Below are 19,280 nucleotides of genomic sequence, written 5' to 3'. Positions count from 1 at the left end.
TGTCCTTCGAGGTCCGGGTCTCCCGGCTGCTCAGCGGCCGTCGAGCAGGACCGTCTGCGCCGACCGGCCGATGAACCCGTCGACGTCGTACAGGTCGGCGAAGGTGGCCCCGAACCCGTCCGGCCCGGCGGCCAGATGGGCGTCGATCCCCAGCCACCGACCGTGCGGGATCGCCGAGAAGTGCACGGTGGTGTCGGTGTTCATCCACGTCCACTGATCGGGCCGTAGGCGGGTCCCGACGCCGTTGGCGACGTCGACGACGGTCATCTGGGCCTCGAGGTCGGTGATCGTCTCGCCCTCCACCAGCTCGATCGCGGGGCGCAGCCACACCGCGGGAGTGTCACCGAAACGACCCGGCGCGACGGCCGTCTCGACCGTGCCGATGAAGCCGACGGTGCCCCAGTCGACCCCCAGCGAACTGTCCGAGGTGACCCCGGTTGTCGTGTCCAGTTCCTCGGGGAGCGGACGCAACTGCGCGAACGGCTGCTGACTGATCGACGACGTGTCCCCGGTGCGCAGGCGCCAGGCGACGGCGCGCGCGGCAACCCGGAAACCGCCGTCGGGCTGCTGCACCTCCAGATCGGCGCCGACCATGCTGATCCGGCGGCCCGGGCGCAGCACCCGCGCGCTGACGCGGTTGAGGCCGAGCCCGACCGCACCGACGATCTCGGTGGTCACTCGGGTGACGTGCAATGACGGGTCGGGGGACACCCGTTCCAGCGCCCGCATCAACAGTCCGGTGGGTGGCCCGCCGTGCTGGATGTCGTTCGACCACGGACTGATGGTGGCCTCGGTGGGGCGGAAGTATTCGTATCCTGCTTCGGCGTCGGTCGACGGCGCAGCGGGGATGTAGTACGCGGTATCCACCCGAGCGAGCCTATGACACTGTGCATAGCCCGCCGCGTTCGGCCGTGTCGCCCACTTCGGGGACCTGGTCATTCGATCGGGGTGACCTGTTCCTTCGTTCAGACGAAATCGCCGAATGTGCTCGTCTTTCTGTTGGTCAAACGTCCATTATGAATCAGGTTCGCCAGTGGCCATCGTTCGGTGACGATCGCACAGTCACGGCGCAGGGATCGATGACCAGCCGTCCAGGCATGCCAGAGGGAGACGTTCGTGTACGCAATACGGAGGGCCGTCGGCACCACAGCCGTCGGTTGCGCACTATGTGTGGGAGCCGTGGTACCCACGGTGTTGTCGGCGACGGTCGCCCAGGCAGGATCGATCTCGTCGGCCACGCAGCAGACGATCGACGAACTCGACGCTGCCGGGGTGTTCCGGCCGGCCGAGGACGACGACGGAACCGGTCGAGACCTGCTGGGGTCGCAGACCTACGGGGCCAGCTCCGAGGCGATCCTCGTCGTCACGCCGGGAACTGATGACGGCACCCTCTATCCCCGGATCCGGGAACTCCGGGCCGGTCGCACCACACTGATCATCGATTACCCGGAAGCGTTGGCGCCCTTGGTGTCCGGCCGCTCGGATGCGGCACTGCCGATCTTCGGCCCGTCCTACGACGAGTCCCGCGACATTGCCGTCGCCGGGAACGTGGCGGTCATGCGTGCCTTCGCCACGCAGCAAGGGGATCGGCCGTACGTCGTCTACACCGGGTACTCGCAGGGTGCCGAGGCCCTGGGCAACGCCGCCGAGCAGGCGGTCGCCCAGAACGCGGTCGATGGCACCGGAATCGACGTCGAGAACTCTCGGCTGCTGCTCATCTCCGATCCACGCAGTCCGTGGGGTCTGAAGGCCTGGGCGGCCGACTATCCGGTGATCGGCGGACTGTTCGAACTGTTCGGCGCCGAGTCGAACGATGCGCGCGACCCCGGAGCCTCCGACGGCTTGCAGGTGACCTCGGTGATCGTGGTCGGTGACCCGGTGAGCAACTTCCAGTGGGTCTGGTACCGGCCGATCAGTTCGCTACTGGTCGACGGCGCGGGCTTCATCGCCATCCATTCAGGAATGGGGGAGCAGAACTACGGCAATCTCATCGACTACGACACGCCGCCGACGTTCCTGCACAGCACCGATGGCAACACCACCTACGTCGTCTACACGCCGAAACACCATCCGCTGACGATGGTCGCGATGATGCTCAACGACGCCGTCGGCATCACCTATGACGACGACGATCTGGCCCGGTGGGACGCGGTCAACGATGCCTTCTATCCGCTGCAGGCACCCAGCGCCGACACCGCCGCGGTCCCGGTCGAGGACGGGCCGCAGCCATCGGCGCCGGCGCCGATGGTCGCGGCGCGCACCCTGTCGGTGGTGGAGACCGAGGATGGCTCGGAGGTCGGGACCGGAGACGACGGATCATCGATCGTCCCGGAGACCACGCCCGAGGGCACACCCACGGAGGTGACCGCGCAACCCGCCACCGAGGTCACACCGCAGGCCGCCGTCGAGGTCACCCCGCAATCCCCGGCACCAGTGACCACCGAAACACCGGTGACCACCGAAACACCGGAGGACGCCGAAACATCGGTGACCACCGAAACACCGGAGGGCACCGAAACACCGGAGATCACCCCGACACCGGTGACGACCGAGACCTCGACCACCACCTCGGCGCCCACCGGCGGTCGCCATCGCGCGCCGGCGACGACCGATTCCGCGGCAGACGCCGGTGCATCCGGCGCAGCCGACAGCACCGGCGGCGGCCGGCATCGGCTGCAGGGCAGCGGGCGTCACTCGACCGATCCTCAGGCGCCGTCGGCCGGCGGCGACGCGTCCGAATCGTCACAGACCCCGGCGGCGTAGCCGTCGTCAGGGCGTGAAACCTGTCGGCGGACCGGGATAGTCGGGTATCACACCACCAAACTCGGGGCAGCGTGCCTGATGTTCGCAGAAGCGGCACATCCGCGAGCGCTGCGGCCGGAAGTCCCCGGTGGCCACGGCCGCGCGGATGGCCCGCCAGATCGCGGCGAGCGTACGTCCGAATCGTTCGAGTTCGTCACGGTCGGGGGTGTAGGACAGCGTCTGACCGTCGGAGAGGTACATCAACTGCAGACGCGTCGGCATCACGCCACGAAGCCGCAAGATGGCCAGGGCGTAGAACTTCATCTGGAACAGCGCCTTGGCCTCGTAGGCCTCGCCGGGTGCGCGACCGGTTTTGTAGTCGACCACCCGGATCTCGCCGGTGGGAGCGACGTCGATCCGGTCGATGAAACCGCGCATCAACACCTCGTCGGACTCGATCTCGACGTGTTCTTCGACCGCGTCGGCGTCGAAGGCCGTCGGATTCTCCATCCGGTAGTAGTTCGCGATGAGCGTGTGGGCCTCCCGCAGGAATGCGGTGTGGTCGCCGTCGCCGATCAGGTCAGCGAGATCGGGATCGGCCTCGCACATCGCCGCCCACGCGCCGTCGACGAGGTAATCCGCCGACTCCTGGGTCCGCAGCGGGGCGGGCATGTCGAAGAGATTCTCCAACGCGGCGTGTACCACCGTGCCACGGGTCTGGGCCGGCGTCGGTGTCTCGGGGAAGCGGTCGATCGCGCGGTAGCGATAGAGCAGCGGGCACTGCTTGAAGTCGGCCGCACGCGAGGGTGACAGCGCCAGCGGTCTGCCCACCAGTCCCCGCGCGGTGCCGGCGTGTTGGTGAGCGGGGGCCGGGTCGGCTGCGTTGTCGGCCCCGGAGGAAACGGTGATCGTCACATTTGGCAGGGTAGGACCCACCAGTGACAATCCGACGCTCGACGCGGCCACTGAGCCGGGGCTGCGAATATCGCTGTCACCAGCAGATAACACCAGTCACATCAGCCCCGAGAGACTCGGGTCCAACCGGCGAGGAGACCAGCAGATGGCCGCGAGCGGCGCGTTCGAAGTGGGGGATCGGGTTCAACTCTCCGACGCCAAGGGCCGCAAGTTCACGGTCATCCTGGAACCGGGAAAGCAGTTCCACACCCATCGCGGCGCGATCGCGCACGACGACCTCATCGGTTCGCCCGAGGGCAGCATCGTCGCGGCGACCAGCGGCACCGAGTACCTGGCACTGCGTCCCCTCCTCGTCGACTACGTCCTGTCGATGCCGCGCGGCGCACAGGTCATCTACCCGAAGGATTCCGCCCAGATCGTCACCGAGGGCGATATCTTCCCGGGCGCACGGGTGCTCGAGGCCGGGGCCGGCTCGGGTGCGTTGACGTGTTCACTGCTGCGCGCGGTCGGACCCGACGGCGAGGTCGTCTCCTACGAGATTCGCGACGACCACGCCGAGCACGCCCAGCGCAACGTCGAGACATTCTTCGCCGGACACCCGGCGAACTGGTCCCTGGTCATCGACGACCTCGCCAACATCGACGCGACCGAGCGGTTCGACCGCGTCATCCTCGACATGCTCGCGCCCTGGGAGCCTCTCGACGTCGTCCGTTCGATTCTGAAACCAGGTGGGGTCTTGACGGTTTATGTGGCAACTGTCACCCAGTTGTCGCGCGTGATCGAGGCCCTGCGTGAGCAGGAGTGCTGGACCGAACCGCACGCCTGGGAATCCCTGGTCCGTGACTGGAGCGCGGTGGGTCTGGCGGTGCGGCCGGAACACAAAATGCAAGGACACACGGCCTTTCTGATCACCGCTCGACGTCTGGCCGACGGAACCACCACACTCCGGCCACAACGACGTCCGACCCGGGGGTGAGTCGGGCGTGGACATCCACGCGAAACACGGTGAATACGTAGGGAAGACGTACATTTAACACATCATCAACATCGGTGGATGCGCGGTGTGAGGCGTATCGGTCCGCGGGCCGGTAGCGTGGAGTCACGGTGCACGAACTCCAATGCGGAGTGGTTGCCGGGGAGAGGAGTCAGCAATGACCGAATCTGATCGCCATGGTGCCTCGGCGGATGACGCGGGCAGTGAGACCACGGGAGCGTCCGGTGACTCGTTCACTCCCGCCTACACGCCGCCGCTGGTGGCCCGAGCAGACCGCGAACGCCCGGCGGGTGCACGGTCGGCCGACACGGACCTGCAGGAGCGTGTCGACAACCTGACCGCACGTAACGCCAAGCTGCTCGAAACCCTCAAAGAGGCGCGGCAGCAGCTCGTCGCGCTGCGCGAGGAGGTCGACCGTCTCGGACAGCCTCCGAGTGGGTACGGCGTACTGCTCGAGGTGTTCCCCGATCAGACCGTCGACGTCTTCACCTCGGGACGCAAGATGCGCCTGACGTGCTCGCCGAACATCGACACCGAAACCCTGCACCGAGGGCAGACCCTGCGTCTCAACGAGGCACTGACCATCGTCGAGGCGTGCGAATTCGACTCGGTCGGCGAGATCAGCACACTGCGCGAGATCTTGGGCGACGGGGAACGTGCCCTGGTCGTCGGCCATGCCGACGAGGAACGGGTCGTCTGGCTCGCCGAGCCACTACTCGGTGAGGTCGACGGTGAGGACGGGCAACGCCGCAAACTGCGGCCCGGCGACTCGCTGCTCATCGACACCAAGGCCGGCTTCGCCTTCGAACGTGTCCCCAAGGCCGAGGTCGAGGACCTGGTCCTCGAGGAGGTTCCCGACGTCGGCTACGAGGACATCGGTGGTCTCGGCCGTCAGATCGAGCAGATCCGTGACGCCGTCGAACTGCCGTTCCTGCACAAGGACCTGTTCCGCGACTACGCCCTGCGTCCGCCCAAGGGTGTGCTGCTCTACGGCCCGCCCGGCTGCGGTAAGACGCTGATCGCCAAGGCCGTCGCCAACTCGCTGGCCAAGAAGATCGCCCAGGTCCGTGGCGACGACGCCAAGGAAGCCAAGTCATACTTCCTGAACATCAAGGGCCCCGAACTGCTCAACAAGTTCGTCGGCGAGACCGAGCGGCACATCCGCCTGATCTTCCAGCGTGCCCGTGAGAAGGCCTCCGAAGGCACTCCGGTCATCGTGTTCTTCGACGAGATGGACTCGATCTTCCGCACCCGTGGATCCGGTGTCTCCTCCGACGTCGAGACGACCGTCGTCCCGCAGCTGCTCAGTGAGATCGACGGCGTCGAGGGCCTCGAGAACGTCATCGTCATCGGCGCGTCCAACCGCGAGGACATGATCGACCCGGCCATCCTGCGACCGGGCCGTCTGGACGTGAAGATCAAGATCGAACGTCCCGACGCCGAGTCGGCGATGGACATCTTCTCCAAGTACCTGACCGAGCAGTTGCCGGTGCACGCCGACGATCTCGGCGAGTTCGGCGGCGATCGTACGGCCTGCCTGAACGCGATGATCGAGAAGGTCGTCGAGCGGATGTACGCCGAGAGCGATGACAACCGCTTCCTGGAGGTGACCTACGCCAACGGTGACAAGGAGGTCATGTACTTCAAGGACTTCAACTCCGGCGCGATGATCCAGAACGTCGTCGACCGGGCCAAGAAGTACGCGATCAAGTCCCAGTTGGACACCGGCGCACCGGGTCTGCGGGTCCAGCACCTGTTCGATTCCATTCTCGACGAGTTCGCCGAGAACGAGGATCTGCCCAACACCACCAACCCGGACGACTGGGCGCGGATCTCGGGCAAGAAGGGCGAGCGGATCGTGTACATCCGCACGCTGGTCACCGGCAAGAGTTCCGGTGCCAGCCGCGCCATCGACACCGAGACCAACACCGGCCAGTATCTGTAACCCACCCCGGCAACCCGCGACACACCTGCTGCCCGCCCCGTACTCCGGGGCGGGCAGCGGCGCGTGTTGGGCCACCCGAGCCGCGCGAAGTTCGACTTGCGCGTCGACCGTGCGGAGGACGTGCGAGGACGCGGTCGACGCCAGGCACTAGAGTCTGTCGGTGATGAACAGCAGCGTCTCGATGATCCGTGGTCGGGTGACGGTGGCCGGGGTGAGCCATCCACTGGGCGACGCGCACCGTGTCCGACTCGGTCGCACCCCCGACAACGAAGTGGTCGTCAATCATCCACTCGTGTCACGTCATCACCTTCTGATCGAGTGGCGTGGCACCGGCTGGTGGGTGGTCGACGCGGGCAGCACAAACGGTTTCTACAGCGGTGGCGCCCGCGTGTCGGAGCTACCGCTGACCGGCTCGACCAGTTTTCGTCTCGGTGACGGTGCCACCGGCCCGGTGGTCGAGGTGGCGCTCGAGGCACCGCGTGTACCGGGCCCGGCAGGGCCGGCAGGGCCACCGGGTCCGCCGCGTGGTCCCGGTAGCGGTCCGGTCGCCGGACCGCCCCCGGCGTCGGGACGGTTTCCCGCCGGACCGCCCGGGTCGGGTCGGATGCCGATGCGGGTTCCCGCGCCCGGCAGCTACACCCCGGGTGCGGTGGCACCGATGCCCGAGGAATTGCAAAACGCCCCTCACCTGCAGGCACTGAAGCAGAATGTGTCCGCGATCTACCAGCTTCCGGGACGCCCGGAACGGGCAGGGCGCGAAACGATCTCACTCGCGGGAGCGCAGACGATCGGCCGGACGCCGGACAACGACATCGTCGTCTCCGACGTCCTTGCCTCGCGGCGGCACGCGCGCGTCCTGTCACAGCCGGACGGTCTGTACATCGAGGATCTCGGCAGCGTCAACGGCACCTACGTCAACGGCCAACGGGTCTCGCGGGCACGACTCACCGACGGCAACGTCGTCACCATCGGCAACAGCGACTTCGTGGTCTCGCGCGGCAGCCTCGTCCGCGGCCAGGCCCAGGACGTCGTCGCCGGTGGTCTGCAGGTGCACGGCGTCAGCCTCGTCGTCGACGGCGGGAAACAACTCCTGCAGAACGTCGAGTTCAGTGCCCGTCCCGGATCGCTGACCGCGGTGATCGGTCCGTCCGGCGCGGGCAAGTCCACCGTGTCGCGGATCGTCGCCGGGCTCAACTCGCCCACCAGCGGTCAGGTCACCTTCGAAAACCGCAGTGTCCATGAGGAATACGATGCGCTGCGCACCCGTATCGGAATGGTGCCGCAGAAGGACGTGCTGCACCACAAACTCACCCTCCGCCAGGCGCTGCGGTACGCCGCCGAACTCCGGCTGCCGCCGGACCTGTCGAAGGCCGACCGCGACAACGTCATCAACGGCGTACTCGCCGAGCTGCAGTTGACCGAACACGTCGACACCCGCGTCGAAAAGCTCTCCGGTGGCCAGCAGAAACGCGCATCGGTGGCGATGGAACTCCTCACCGGGCCGTCGTTGCTGATCCTCGACGAACCCACCTCGGGTCTGGATCCGGCCCTCGACCGGCAGGTGATGTCGACTCTGCGCCGGCTCGCCGACGCCGGGCGCGTCGTCCTCGTCGTCACCCACTCGCTGACCTACCTCTCGATGTGCGATCAGGTGCTGCTGCTGGCACCGGGCGGCAAGACCGCCTATTGCGGCGCGCCCGCGGACGTCGGGGCAGCGATGGGTACCGCCGACTGGGCCGAGATCTTCGCCTTCGTCGCCGCGCAGCCCGACACCGCGCACATGCGCTACCTGCAGGGCCGTGGGCAACCCGCTCCGCCGCCACCACCTCGACCGCCCGGTCCGCCGATACCGGTCCCGCAGACGAGTTTCGTCCGGCAATCGAGCACCATCGGGCGGCGGCAGGTCCGGCTGATCTTCGCCGACGTCGGTTACCTGGTCTTCCTGGTGCTGTTGCCGGTGGTGCTGGGTTTGTTGACGTTGGTCATCCCCGGCGATACCGGATTCGGAAAGGCCGAACCCCCGCTGGGCTCGCCGCCGGGCACCCCACCTAAGGACGGGGCCGAGGCGATCCAGGTGCTGGTCGTCCTGGTCGTCGGTGCCGCCTTCATGGGGGCCGCGCTCACCGTTCGCGATCTGGTGGGAGAGCGCGACATCTTCGAACGGGAACGCGCGGTCGGACTGCGCCCGGGCGCCTACCTGTGGGCCAAGATCGTGGTGTTCTTCATCGCCGCCGTCTTGCAGAGCCTGGTGATGGTGGCCATCACCTTCGCCGGTCGCGGCCTGCCCGAGATGGGTGGCGCCATTCTGCCGCCGGCCGCCGCACTGGTGCTGGCGGTCGCCGCGCTCGCGTGCGTCTCGACGCTGGTCGGGTTGGCCATCTCGGCGTCGGTGAAGTCGAACGAGCAGGTGATGCCACCCCTGGTCATCGTCGTGATGGTGCAGCTGGTGTTCTGCGGCGGACTGTTCAAGCTCGACGCCCCCGGCCTGACCCAGCTGTCGTGGATCTTCCCGTCCTTCTGGGGGTACAACGCCGCCGCCGGCGCCGTCGACCTGGTCGAGATCAACCCGATCGCGCCCCAGATGATCACACTCTGGGAGACATCGATCGTGCACTCCGCGATCGCGTACGGAGTGCTGGCACTGATGGCGATCCTGCTCGCCGGATTCACCTACTCCCGGCTGCGCCTCAAGAAGCGCTGATCGGTGTTGCCCTGATCGGTGTTGCAGCGCACGCGCGTCGCCGGTAGGTGGCACAAACAAACACGGCACAAACAAACACGGCGCAAACAAACACGGCGCAAACGATCACGACCCGCCATCGGGACGATGGCGGGTCGTGTCATGTCGGAGGCGTCAGGACACCGGGTCGACGGGGTAGCGCACCAATCCGAGTTCCGCGTCGGTGCCGAGCAGGCTGTGGCTCGGCAGCACTCGTGCGGTGTAGCCGAGGACACCCGATCGGTAGGGGGTCACGGCGGTGGCGAATGTCAGCCGGCCGAAGGCGTCGACGTCGCCGACCGGGCTCATCGCGGTCAGGATCGGATCGTGGATGTCGCCCTCGTCGTCGACGCGGCCGAGCACCGCCTCCACCTTCACCTCTTCGGGGTCGAGCCCGCCCAGCCCGACCTGTGCGGTCAGTTGCAGGGCCTCGGCGACGGTCTCGGAGGCCTCGTCGATACCTGCGATCGTCACCGCGGGCCACGCCTTCTGCACCCGTGACCGATAGACGGCGAGATCCTTTGCCGCGGCGTGGTCGTCGGCCACGGCAGCGGCGTACGAGAGGGCGGCCGGGGAGTACAACTTCGTCGTGTAGTCACGAACCATCCGGGAGGCGAGCACCTTCGGCCCGAGGATCGACAGCGTGTGACGCACCATCTCCACCCAGCGCTGTGGTACCCCGTTCTCGTCGCGGGAATAGAACAGCGGAATGACCGTATCCTCCAGCAGCGAGTACAGTGCCTGAGCCTCGAGGTCGTCGCGACGATGCTCATCGGTGACGCCCTCCGCCGACGGGATGGCCCAGCCGTTCTCGCCGTCGGCCATCTCGTCCCACCAGCCGTCGAGGATCGACAGGTTCAGTCCGCCGTTGAGCGCCGATTTCATCCCCGAGGTGCCACATGCCTCCATCGGCCGCACCGGATTGTTCAGCCAGACATCGCAACCGGCATAGATGTAGCGGGCCATCGAGATGTCGTAATCGGGGAGGAAGACGATTCGGTCGCGGATCGCGGGATCCTCGGTGAAGCGAACCACCTGCTGGATGAGTGACTTGCCGCCGTCGTCGGCCGGATGGGCTTTACCCGCGATCACCAGCTGGACCGGCCGCTCGGGATCGGTGAGGATGCGTTTGAGCCGCTCCGGATCCCGCAGCATGAGGGTCAGGCGTTTGTAGGTGGCGGCTCGGCGGGCGAACCCGATCGTGAGTACCTGCGGGTCGAAAAGATCTGCGGTCCAAGAAAGTTCCACATCGGAGAAGCCGCGATCATGACCGCTGGCGCGTGCTCGCCGGCGCACTTCCGCGACGAGTTCGGCACGCAGATCCTGGCGTGTCCGCCACACCGCGGTGGCGCCCAGTGCGGCATAACCCGGTGCGGCCGAATCCTCGTCGTGGCCGACCAGCTTGCGCCAGGGTCGGGCGACCCAGGTGAAGCCGTGGACACCGTTGGTGATCGACCCGATCGGCACCTCGTCGGCGTCGAAGCCCGGCCACAGGCCCGCGAACATCTCGCGACTGACCTCACCGTGGAGTTCGGACACCCCGTTGGACCGCTGCCCGAGCCGGAAACCCATGTGGGCCATGTTGAATACTCCGGGGTGGCCCTCGTTGCCGAGTGCCAGCACCGTGCTCGCCGGGAGTCCGGGCAACAGTCGCGATCCGCCGTCGCTCTCGGCATCGAGATAGAACGACACCAGATCCTTGGGGAAGCGGTCGATTCCGGCGGGCACCGGGGTGTGAGTGGTGAAGATGTTCGACGCGCGCACCACCGACTCCGCCGATGCGAAGTCCAGTCCCGATTGGACGAGTTCACGCACTCGCTCGACCGCGAGGAAACCCGCATGCCCCTCGTTCATGTGGAACACCGTCGGCTCCTCTCGTCCGGTGATCGCGACGTATTCACGCAGCGCGCGCACGCCGCCGACGCCGAGCAGGATCTCCTGCTTGATGCGGTGGTCCTGGTCGCCGCCGTAGAGCCGGTCGGTGACCGAACGCAGCTCGATGTCGTTGGTGGGGATGTCGGAGTCCAGCAGCAGCAATGGGATCCGGCCGACGGTGGCGACCCACACCTGTGCGTTGAGCGTCCGGCTGCCCGGCATCGACACGGAGATCACCACCGGACGGTCGTCGCCGTCGGTGAGCAGCGTCAGTGGCAACAGGCCCGGGTCGTTGACCGGATACTTCTCGATCTGCCAGCCGTCGTGGGTCAGGCTCTGCCGGAAGTAGCCCGAACGGTAGAACAGCCCGACACCGATCAGTGGGAGACCGAGATCGGAGGCAGCCTTCAGATGGTCGCCGGCCAGGATGCCGAGGCCGCCGGAGTAGATGGGCAGCACCTCGGAGATGCCGAACTCCATCGAGAAGTAGGCGATCCCGCGCGGCATCGATGCGCCTGCCTGTTGCTGCTTGCCGAACCACTGGGGTGCTGTGCGATAGGTGTCGAGTTCGGCCCGCAGCGTGGCAAGTCGCGCCAGAAAGATGTCGTCGTGCGCCAATTCGGCCAGCCGACCGGGATCGACCTCTGCGAGCAGGCGCAGCGGGTCGCCCGAGGTGCTCCACAGGTCGTCGTCGATCGTGGCGAACAGATCCTGGGTTTCGCTGTGCCACACCCAGCGCAGGTTGTGGGCGAGGACGGCGAGGTCGTCGAGAGCGGCTGGCAAGGGTACCCGGACGGTGAACCGGCGGAAGGCTTTCACGGCGTAGACGGTACTTCGCCCGGGACCGTCGTGCACCGCGAGTTCGGCGACATTCATCACCCATTTGCCCAGGACACACCGAACGCCCGCGGGGATCGGATCCGCCGCCTCCGCAGAGTCGGATCGGTGCCGGCGGACAGGGACATCTACCCTCGAACATATGCAGCGAATCATCGGCACCGAGGTGGAATACGGCATCTCGGCCCCGGGAGACCCGACCGCGAATCCGATCATGACCTCGACCCAGGCGGTGCTGGCCTATGCGGCGGCGGCGGGCGTGCCCCGCGCCAAGCGCACCCGCTGGGACTACGAGGTGGAGTCACCGCTGCGCGACGCCCGCGGTTTCGACCTCGGGCGCGGCGCCGGTCCGGCGCCGATCATCGACGCCGACGAGATCGGTGCGGCCAACATGATCCTCACCAACGGTGCGCGCCTCTACGTCGATCACGCCCATCCGGAGTACTCCGCGCCCGAGGTCACCGATCCGCTCGACGCGGTGATCTGGGACAAGGCGGGGGAACGGGTCATGGAGGCCGCCGCCCGCTACGTCGCCAGCGTCCCCGGGGCACCGCGGTTGCAGCTCTACAAGAACAACATCGACAACAAGGGTGCCTCCTACGGCACCCACGAGAACTACCTGATGAGTCGGGAGACCCCCTTCACCGCGGTGATCGCCGGACTCACGACCTTCTTCGCCTCACGCCAGGTGATCTGCGGGTCCGGTCGCGTCGGTATCGGGCAATCCGGCGACGAGGCCGGGTATCAGCTGTCGCAGCGTTCGGACTACATCGAGGTGGAGGTCGGGCTGGAGACCACTCTCAAGCGCGGCATCATCAACACCCGCGACGAGCCACACGCCGACCCCGAACGGTATCGACGCCTGCACGTCATCATCGGTGACGCCAACCTGGCCGAGACCGCCACCTACCTCAAGGTCGGGACCACCGCACTGGTCCTCGATCTGATCGAGGCGGGGGAGAGTTTCACCGACCTGGAGCTCGCACGGCCGGTGCAGGCGGTCCACACGATCAGTCACGATCCGACGCTGCAGGCGACCGTGGCGCTCACCGACGGTCGGGAACTGACCGGTCTGGCGTTGCAGCGCGAATATCTCGAGCGGTGTGTGGCATTCCACGAGCGTGAGCATTCCGACGACACGCGCGCCCGCCACGTCCTCGATACGTGGGCCGACGTCCTCGATCGCCTCGAACGCGATCCGATGGAGTGCGCCGACATCCTCGACTGGCCGGCGAAGCTGCGCATCCTGGAGGGATTCCGTCAGCGCGAGGGCCTGGGGTGGTCGGCGCCGCGGCTGCACCTGATCGATCTGCAGTATTCCGATGTGCGCCTGGAGAAGGGGCTCTACAACCGCCTCGTCGCTCGGGGTTCGATGAAGCGCCTCGTCGACGAGGCCGATGTTACCCGGGCCATCACCGAACCGCCGACCAACACCCGCGCCTACTTCCGCGGTGAGTGCCTGCGTCGTTTCGGTGCCGACGTCGCCGCGGCGAGCTGGGATTCGGTCATCTTCGACCTCGGCGGGGATTCGCTGGTGCGCATCCCGACCCTGGAACCGTTGCGGGGCAGTCGAGCCCACGTCGGCAAGCTCCTCGACTCGGTGACCTCGGCGGCCGATCTGGTCGATCAGCTCACCACCTGAGACACGCCCGGGTTCGCCTCGTGTTCCACCCCTCGCGATCGGCCACTCGCCGGTAGTGTGGAGAGACACCGGCGACGCGGCACAGCTCCACCACGTGTCCGACCCGGTGATGTGGCCCCGGGGTGTTCCGCGCGGCGCCGCGATGCAGGAGGAAGCGACAAGCGAGCGAAGCGAGCAACGTCGCTGACGACGAAGAGCGGTGCAGCACAGCGCGGAACACACGCGGCGGCGGAGCCGCCGCAGAATTAAGGAGTGCAGATGGCGCAGGAACAGACCAAGCGCGGCGGTGGCGGCGACGACGACGATCTCGGCGTCGACGGCAGTGCGGGCCAGGAACGTCGCGAGAAGCTGGCCGAGGACACCGATGATCTGCTCGACGAGATCGACGACGTCCTCGAGGAGAACGCCGAGGACTTCGTGCGTGCCTACGTCCAGAAGGGCGGCCAGTGAGCGATCCGTTCGGTTCACTGAGTTCCCCATCCACAGCCCGTCCCTCCCTCTCGCTCGGCGCGGACATCTCCTCGTTCAGCGACTACCTCCGAACCCACGCCCCGGATCAGCTTCCGGCGGCGCGTGCTGAGCGCATGAGCGCGTTCGGTGGCACGGCCGACACATCCGAGATCCCGCACGGAACGACGATCGTCGCGGTGAGTTTTCCGGGTGGTGTGGTCCTCGCGGGCGATCGGCGCGCGACGATGGGCAACCTCATCGCCACCCGGGATGTGCAGAAGGTCTACATCACCGACGAGTACTCGGCCGCCGGCATTGCCGGGACGGCGGGGATCGCCATCGAGATGGTGCGCCTGTTCACGGTCGAACTCGAGCACTACGAGAAGATCGAGGGCGTCCCACTGACCCTCGACGGCAAGGTCAGCCGGCTGGCGTCGATGGTGCGCGGCAATCTCGGCGCGGCGCTGCAGGGTCTGGCGGCCATTCCGCTGCTCGTCGGCTACGACATCGATCACGACGATCCGTCCGAGCCGGGACGGATCTTCTCCTTCGATGTCGCCGGTGACCGTCACGAGGAATTCGGCGGGTACACCGCCATCGGTTCCGGTTCGGTGTTCGCGAAGTCGTCGATGAAGAAGCTCTACCGTCGTGACCTCGACGCCGATTCCGCTCTCGCGGTGGCGGTCGAGGCCCTGTACGACGCGGCCGACGACGATACCGCCACCGGTGGCCCCGACATCGTCCGCAAGATCTTCCCGCTCGCCGTGATCGTCGGTGCCGACGGCGCCCGTGAGGTCGAGTCGGAGGCCATCGAGGCGGCGGCGCGGGCGATCGTCGAACGTCGCGCGGCCGAACACGAAGGAGAGTCACGGTGACGTTCCCGTATTACGCCAGCGCCGAGCAGATCATGCGGGATCGCTCGGAGTTGGCCCGCAAGGGCATTGCGCGGGGACGCAGCGTCATCATCCTCACCTATGCCGACGGTGTGCTGTTCGTCGCGGAGAATCCGTCGAACACGCTGCGCAAGACCAGCGAGATCTACGACCGTATCGGCTTCGCGGCGGTGGGCAAGTACAACGAGTTCGAGAGCCTCCGGAAGGCGGGTATCCAGCTCGCCGACATGCGCGGGTACAGCTACGACCGCAACGACGTGTCGGCGCTGTCGCTGGCCAACACCTACGCCAACGCGTTGGGGTCGGTGTTCACCGAGCAACCGAAGCCCTACGAGGTGGAGTTGTGTGTGGCGGAGGTGTCACGTCCCGGCAAACCCAAGCCCTCGCAGCTTTTCCGGATCAGCTACGACGGTTCGATCGCCGACGAGACGCGATTCCTGGTGATGGGTGGGGCGACGGAGTCCATCGCCGCGGCGCTGAAGGAGACCTATCGCCCGGATCTCCCGCTGGCGCAGGCGTTGTCGGTGGCCGTGACCGCACTGGCCACGCCGATCGAGTCCGGCAACGGGAGCGCCGGGGCACCGCGAGACCTCGATCCCGGGGATCTCGAGGTGGCGATCCTCGACCGCAATCGGCCGCGACGCGCGTTCAAGCGGCTCTCGCGCGCCCAGGTCGAGGAGTTCCTGGGTGCCGCCGACACCGGGTCGTCACCGGCCACCGCGTCCACCGGTGAGGACACGGACCCGGACTCGGGATCGAACGCCGAATCGGGGTCGGGTGACACCGCGGGTGAGTGAGCGTCGCTGCCCGGTCAGCGGCCGGTCACACGGGTAGGGTTGATCACGTGCAGCGTCGAATCATGGGCATCGAGACGGAATTCGGTGTCACGTGCACCTTTCACGGACATCGTCGGCTCAGTCCGGACGAGGTCGCGCGGTATCTGTTCCGCCGTGTGGTCTCCTGGGGCCGGTCCTCCAACGTGTTCCTGCAGAACGGGGCCCGGCTCTACCTCGACGTGGGCTCGCATCCGGAGTACGCGACCGCCGAATGCGACAGCCTCGTCCAGCTGATCAACCACGACCGGGCCGGCGAGTTGGTGCTCGAGGACCTGTTGGTCGACGCCGAGCAGCGTCTGGCCGACGAGGGTATCGGCGGCGACATCTACCTGTTCAAGAACAACACCGACTCCGCGGGCAATTCGTACGGTTGCCACGAGAATTATCTCGTCGTGCGGGCCGGCGAGTTCTCCCGGATCTCCGATGTCCTGTTGCCGTTCCTGGTGACGCGGCAGTTGATCTGCGGGGCCGGCAAGGTCCTCGCCACACCGAAGGCGGCGACGTTCTGTCTGTCGCAGCGGGCCGAACACATCTGGGAGGGCGTGTCGTCGGCGACGACCCGCTCGCGGCCGATCATCAACACCCGCGACGAACCGCACGCCGACGCCGAGAAGTACCGCCGCCTGCACGTCATCGTCGGCGACTCGAACATGTCGGAGATGACGACCCTGCTGAAGGTGGGCTCGGCGGCGCTGGTGCTGGAGATGATCGAGGCGGGCGTCGCATTCCGCGATTTCGCGCTCGACAATCCGATCCGCGCCATCCGCGAGGTCAGTCACGACACCACCGGCACCCGGCCGGTGCGGCTGGCCGGCGGCCGGCAGGCCAGCGCCCTCGACATCCAGCGCGAATACCACGCGCGGGCCGTCGAGCACCTGGTCAACCGGCGTCCGGATCCCGAGATGGACATGGTGGTCGATCTGTGGGGCCGCATGCTCGACGCGGTCGAGAGCGGCGACTTCTCCGGCGTCGACACCGAGATCGACTGGGTGATCAAGCGCAAACTGTTCCAGCGCTATCAGGACCGGTACTCGATGGACCTGTCGGATCCGAAGATCGCGCAACTCGACCTCGCCTTCCACGACATCAAACGTGGTCGCGGCGTCTTCGACCTGCTGAGCCGGAAGGGGCTGGTCCGTCGGGTGACCACCGACGAGGCCATCAAGACCGCCGTCAACGAACCGCCGCAGACCACGCGGGCCAAGTTGCGCGGTGACTTCATCTCGGCGGCGCAGAAGGCCGGCCGTGACTTCACCGTCGACTGGGTACACCTCAAGCTCAACGATCAGGCCCAGCGCACCGTGCTGTGCAAGGACCCGTTCCGCAGTGTTGATGAGCGCGTCGATCGCCTGATCGCGTCCATGTGAGTCGTAGGCTGCTCGGGTGGCACCAACATCCAAGGTTTCCAAGGTCGAACGACTGCTCAACCTGGTGATCTGTCTGCTGTCCACACGGCAGTTCGTCACCGCCGAGTACATCCGCCGCAACGTCGTCGGCTACAACGACGACGACCAGTCGGTCGAGGCGTTCAACCGGATGTTCGAACGGGACAAGACGGAGCTCCGCGACCTCGGGATTCCGCTGGTCACCGGACCGTCGTCGATGGGTCATGGACTCGACGGTTATCGGATCAACCGGGACAGTTACGAGTTGCCCGACATCAGTTTCGAACGTGACGAGGCCGCCGCGATCGCCATGGCCGCCACCCTGTGGGACACCCCGGAGATCTCCGCGGTCTCCCAGACCGCGGTCCTGAAGCTGCGGGCCGCGGGTTTCGACGTCCGTGCCGACGACGAGATCGGCATGTCGGCGGGGGGCTCGACACGGTCGATGGGTACCGAGGCGACGCTCGGGGCGGTGCTGTCGGCCTTGCAGGCCGAGCGTGCGATCACCTTCACCTACCGCGCGGGGTCGGGGACCGCGGGGGTGCGGCGCACACTCGAACCGTGGGGCGTGGTCACCCACCGCGGCCGGTGGTATGTCGTCGGCCACGACCGCGACCGCGACGACACCCGCACATTCCGCCTCAGTCGCGTCACCGACGTCGACGCCATCGGACCGGCCGGCCGGTCGCGGCCACCCGAGGGCACGGACCTGCAACGGATCGTGTCCGCCGCGGTCGACTCGGCCGCCGGGTCGGACGGGCGGACCGCACGGATCTGGGTGGCGTCCGGCCGGGCCGCCGGGCTGCGCCGACTCGCCCAGCACAGCGAGTCCTTCGACCGTTCGGGGGAGCCGGGCGACCTGCTCGACCTCGAGATCCGTTCCCTGTCGACGTTGTCGCGGCTGGTCCTCGGGGCCGGTCCGGACGCCGTCGTTCTGTCACCACCGGAACTGCGCGAGTCGGTGGTCGCCGCACTCGATCAGTTGGCGCAGGTGAGCCGATGATGTCCGCCTCGGCACCCTCACGACTCAGCAGACTCCTCGCGCTGGTTCCGTATTTCCTTGCCCACGACGGGATTTCGGTCGCGCAGGCGGCAGCCGACCTCGGTGTCACCGTCCCCCAACTGACCAGGGACCTCGAGCAACTGTTCGTCTGCGGACTCCCCGGGTACTACCCGGATGACCTGATCGAGCTGGAGTTCAGCGAGGGACATGTCCACGTCGGATTCACCGCGGGGATGGACAGGCCGCTGCGGCTGACACCGACCGAGGCCAGCATCATGCTGATCGCCCTGCGTGCTCTCGTCGACACCCCGGGCGTCGTCGACAGCGAGGCCGCCACCCGGGCCATCGCCAAGATCGAGCAGGCCGTGGGCCTGACCATCCCGGGAGTCGCGGGCACATCCGGCGATGCGGGCGCCCACACCGAATCCGCGCAGTACCGCACGGTCCGGGAGGCGGTCCGCACCGGTCGCGCGCTGTCGGTCAATTACTACTCGGCCACCCGCGACATCGTCACCCGACGCGTGGTCGACCCGATGGGCATCCAGGCCGTCGACGGTCACACCTACCTGGAAGCGTGGTGCCGCGACAGCGAAGGCGTTCGGTTGTTCCGTTTCGACCGGATCGACGACGCGACATTGCTCGACGAACCGTCCATGCCGCCGGAGCAGGCCGCCGTCTCGTCGCAGTCGCCGATCCTGTCGGAGAACCCGGATCTCCCGACCGCGTTGATCGAGATCGATCCGGGGGAGTTGTGGATCCTCGACTACTACACGGTCGATCCGGTCGAAACGCTCGACGAACGAACGGATCCGCAGGCCCCGGTCCGCGCCCGGATCGTGTACGGATCGCCGGAATGGCTCACCCGATTCCTCCTCGGTTTCGGTGGGCACGTGCGGGTGATCGACGACGCCGACGTCGCGAACTCGGTTACCGCCGCGGCCGCGGCGGCGCGTGCACGCTATCGGTGACGGGGGCAACTCTTCGCGCCCGCAACGATCGGTGTGATCCGCGCGGTACGATGAGGACCAGACGACGGGGAAAGGG

The 19,280-nt window shown here is 67.1% G+C and carries 14 protein-coding genes; 11 read left to right on the top strand and 3 right to left on the bottom strand.

The features are described from left to right. Nucleotides 1-30 precede the first annotated feature (30 nt). The gene (locus tag ABLE94_RS09290) at nucleotides 31-867 is read right to left on the bottom strand and encodes a thioesterase family protein (RefSeq protein ID WP_348803840.1); all 837 of its coding nucleotides are present in this window, start codon (nucleotides 865-867) and stop codon (nucleotides 31-33) included. A gap of 249 nt (nucleotides 868-1,116) precedes the next feature. Between ABLE94_RS09290 and ABLE94_RS09285 the strand changes: the two genes are divergently transcribed. Continuing rightward, nucleotides 1,117-2,763 (top strand): alpha/beta hydrolase family protein, encoded by a 1,647-nt coding sequence (locus tag ABLE94_RS09285; protein WP_348803842.1) that lies wholly within the window; start codon nucleotides 1,117-1,119, stop codon nucleotides 2,761-2,763. Nucleotides 2,764-2,769: 6 nt separating this feature from the next. Here the strand turns inward: ABLE94_RS09285 and ABLE94_RS09280 are convergent, their stop codons facing one another. Further along, a complete protein-coding gene (locus ABLE94_RS09280) occupies nucleotides 2,770-3,657 on the bottom strand; it encodes a RecB family exonuclease (protein WP_348803843.1) in 888 nt (295 codons plus the stop codon). Between the two features lie 145 nt (nucleotides 3,658-3,802). On the opposite strand from ABLE94_RS09280, the gene ABLE94_RS09275 reads away from it, so the two are divergent. The 3 genes from ABLE94_RS09275 to ABLE94_RS09265 all read left to right on the top strand — a co-directional run bounded on the left by ABLE94_RS09275 (nucleotide 3,803) and on the right by ABLE94_RS09265 (nucleotide 9,297). Next, the gene (locus ABLE94_RS09275; RefSeq protein ID WP_348803844.1) at nucleotides 3,803-4,633 is read left to right on the top strand and encodes a tRNA (adenine-N1)-methyltransferase; all 831 of its coding nucleotides are present in this window, start codon (nucleotides 3,803-3,805) and stop codon (nucleotides 4,631-4,633) included. A 175-nt stretch (nucleotides 4,634-4,808) separates the two neighbouring features. Continuing rightward, nucleotides 4,809-6,596: a proteasome ATPase gene (gene arc, locus ABLE94_RS09270; RefSeq protein ID WP_348803846.1), complete on the top strand. Its 1,788-nt coding sequence runs from the start codon at nucleotides 4,809-4,811 to the stop codon at nucleotides 6,594-6,596. 181 nt (nucleotides 6,597-6,777) lie between these two features. Further along, nucleotides 6,778-9,297, top strand: a complete 2,520-nt coding sequence (locus ABLE94_RS09265; RefSeq protein WP_348803943.1) for an FHA domain-containing protein — start codon at nucleotides 6,778-6,780, stop codon at nucleotides 9,295-9,297. 153 nt (nucleotides 9,298-9,450) lie between these two features. Here the strand turns inward: ABLE94_RS09265 and glgP are convergent, their stop codons facing one another. After that, nucleotides 9,451-12,009, bottom strand: a complete 2,559-nt coding sequence (gene glgP, locus ABLE94_RS09260) for an alpha-glucan family phosphorylase (protein ID WP_348803848.1) — start codon at nucleotides 12,007-12,009, stop codon at nucleotides 9,451-9,453. Between the two features lie 160 nt (nucleotides 12,010-12,169). On the opposite strand from glgP, the gene dop reads away from it, so the two are divergent. From dop to ABLE94_RS09225, 7 genes are all read left to right on the top strand, one after another. Then, on the top strand, nucleotides 12,170-13,669 hold the full coding sequence (gene dop, locus ABLE94_RS09255; protein WP_348808632.1) for a depupylase/deamidase Dop: 1,500 nt from the start codon (nucleotides 12,170-12,172) through the stop codon (nucleotides 13,667-13,669). Between the two features lie 258 nt (nucleotides 13,670-13,927). Beyond that, on the top strand, nucleotides 13,928-14,119 hold the full coding sequence (locus tag ABLE94_RS09250; RefSeq protein WP_348808631.1) for a ubiquitin-like protein Pup: 192 nt from the start codon (nucleotides 13,928-13,930) through the stop codon (nucleotides 14,117-14,119). Beyond that, on the top strand, nucleotides 14,116-14,994 hold the full coding sequence (gene prcB, locus ABLE94_RS09245; protein WP_348803852.1) for a proteasome subunit beta: 879 nt from the start codon (nucleotides 14,116-14,118) through the stop codon (nucleotides 14,992-14,994). Before ABLE94_RS09250 ends, prcB begins: the two co-directional genes overlap by 4 nt. Beyond that, a complete protein-coding gene (gene prcA, locus ABLE94_RS09240; protein WP_348803853.1) occupies nucleotides 14,991-15,809 on the top strand; it encodes a proteasome subunit alpha in 819 nt (272 codons plus the stop codon). The genes prcB and prcA overlap by 4 nt, the downstream gene beginning before the upstream one ends. 47 nt (nucleotides 15,810-15,856) lie before the next feature. Then, nucleotides 15,857-17,215, top strand: coding sequence for a Pup--protein ligase (gene pafA, locus ABLE94_RS09235; RefSeq protein WP_348803854.1), 1,359 nt, complete (start codon nucleotides 15,857-15,859; stop codon nucleotides 17,213-17,215). Between the two features lie 16 nt (nucleotides 17,216-17,231). Continuing rightward, nucleotides 17,232-18,236, top strand: a complete 1,005-nt coding sequence (locus ABLE94_RS09230; protein ID WP_348803855.1) for a helix-turn-helix transcriptional regulator — start codon at nucleotides 17,232-17,234, stop codon at nucleotides 18,234-18,236. Further along, entirely contained in the window at nucleotides 18,236-19,204 is a 969-nt protein-coding gene (locus tag ABLE94_RS09225) for a helix-turn-helix transcriptional regulator (protein WP_348803944.1), read from the top strand. The genes ABLE94_RS09230 and ABLE94_RS09225 overlap by 1 nt, the downstream gene beginning before the upstream one ends. Nucleotides 19,205-19,280 lie beyond the last annotated feature (76 nt).

The organism is Gordonia sp. VNK1, from assembly GCF_040049135.1.
GTDB classification, from domain to species: Bacteria; Actinomycetota; Actinomycetes; order Mycobacteriales; family Mycobacteriaceae; genus Gordonia; species Gordonia oleivorans.
Note: the sequence above shows the minus strand (reverse complement) of the source record. Positions and strands in the feature narration are given on the sequence as shown.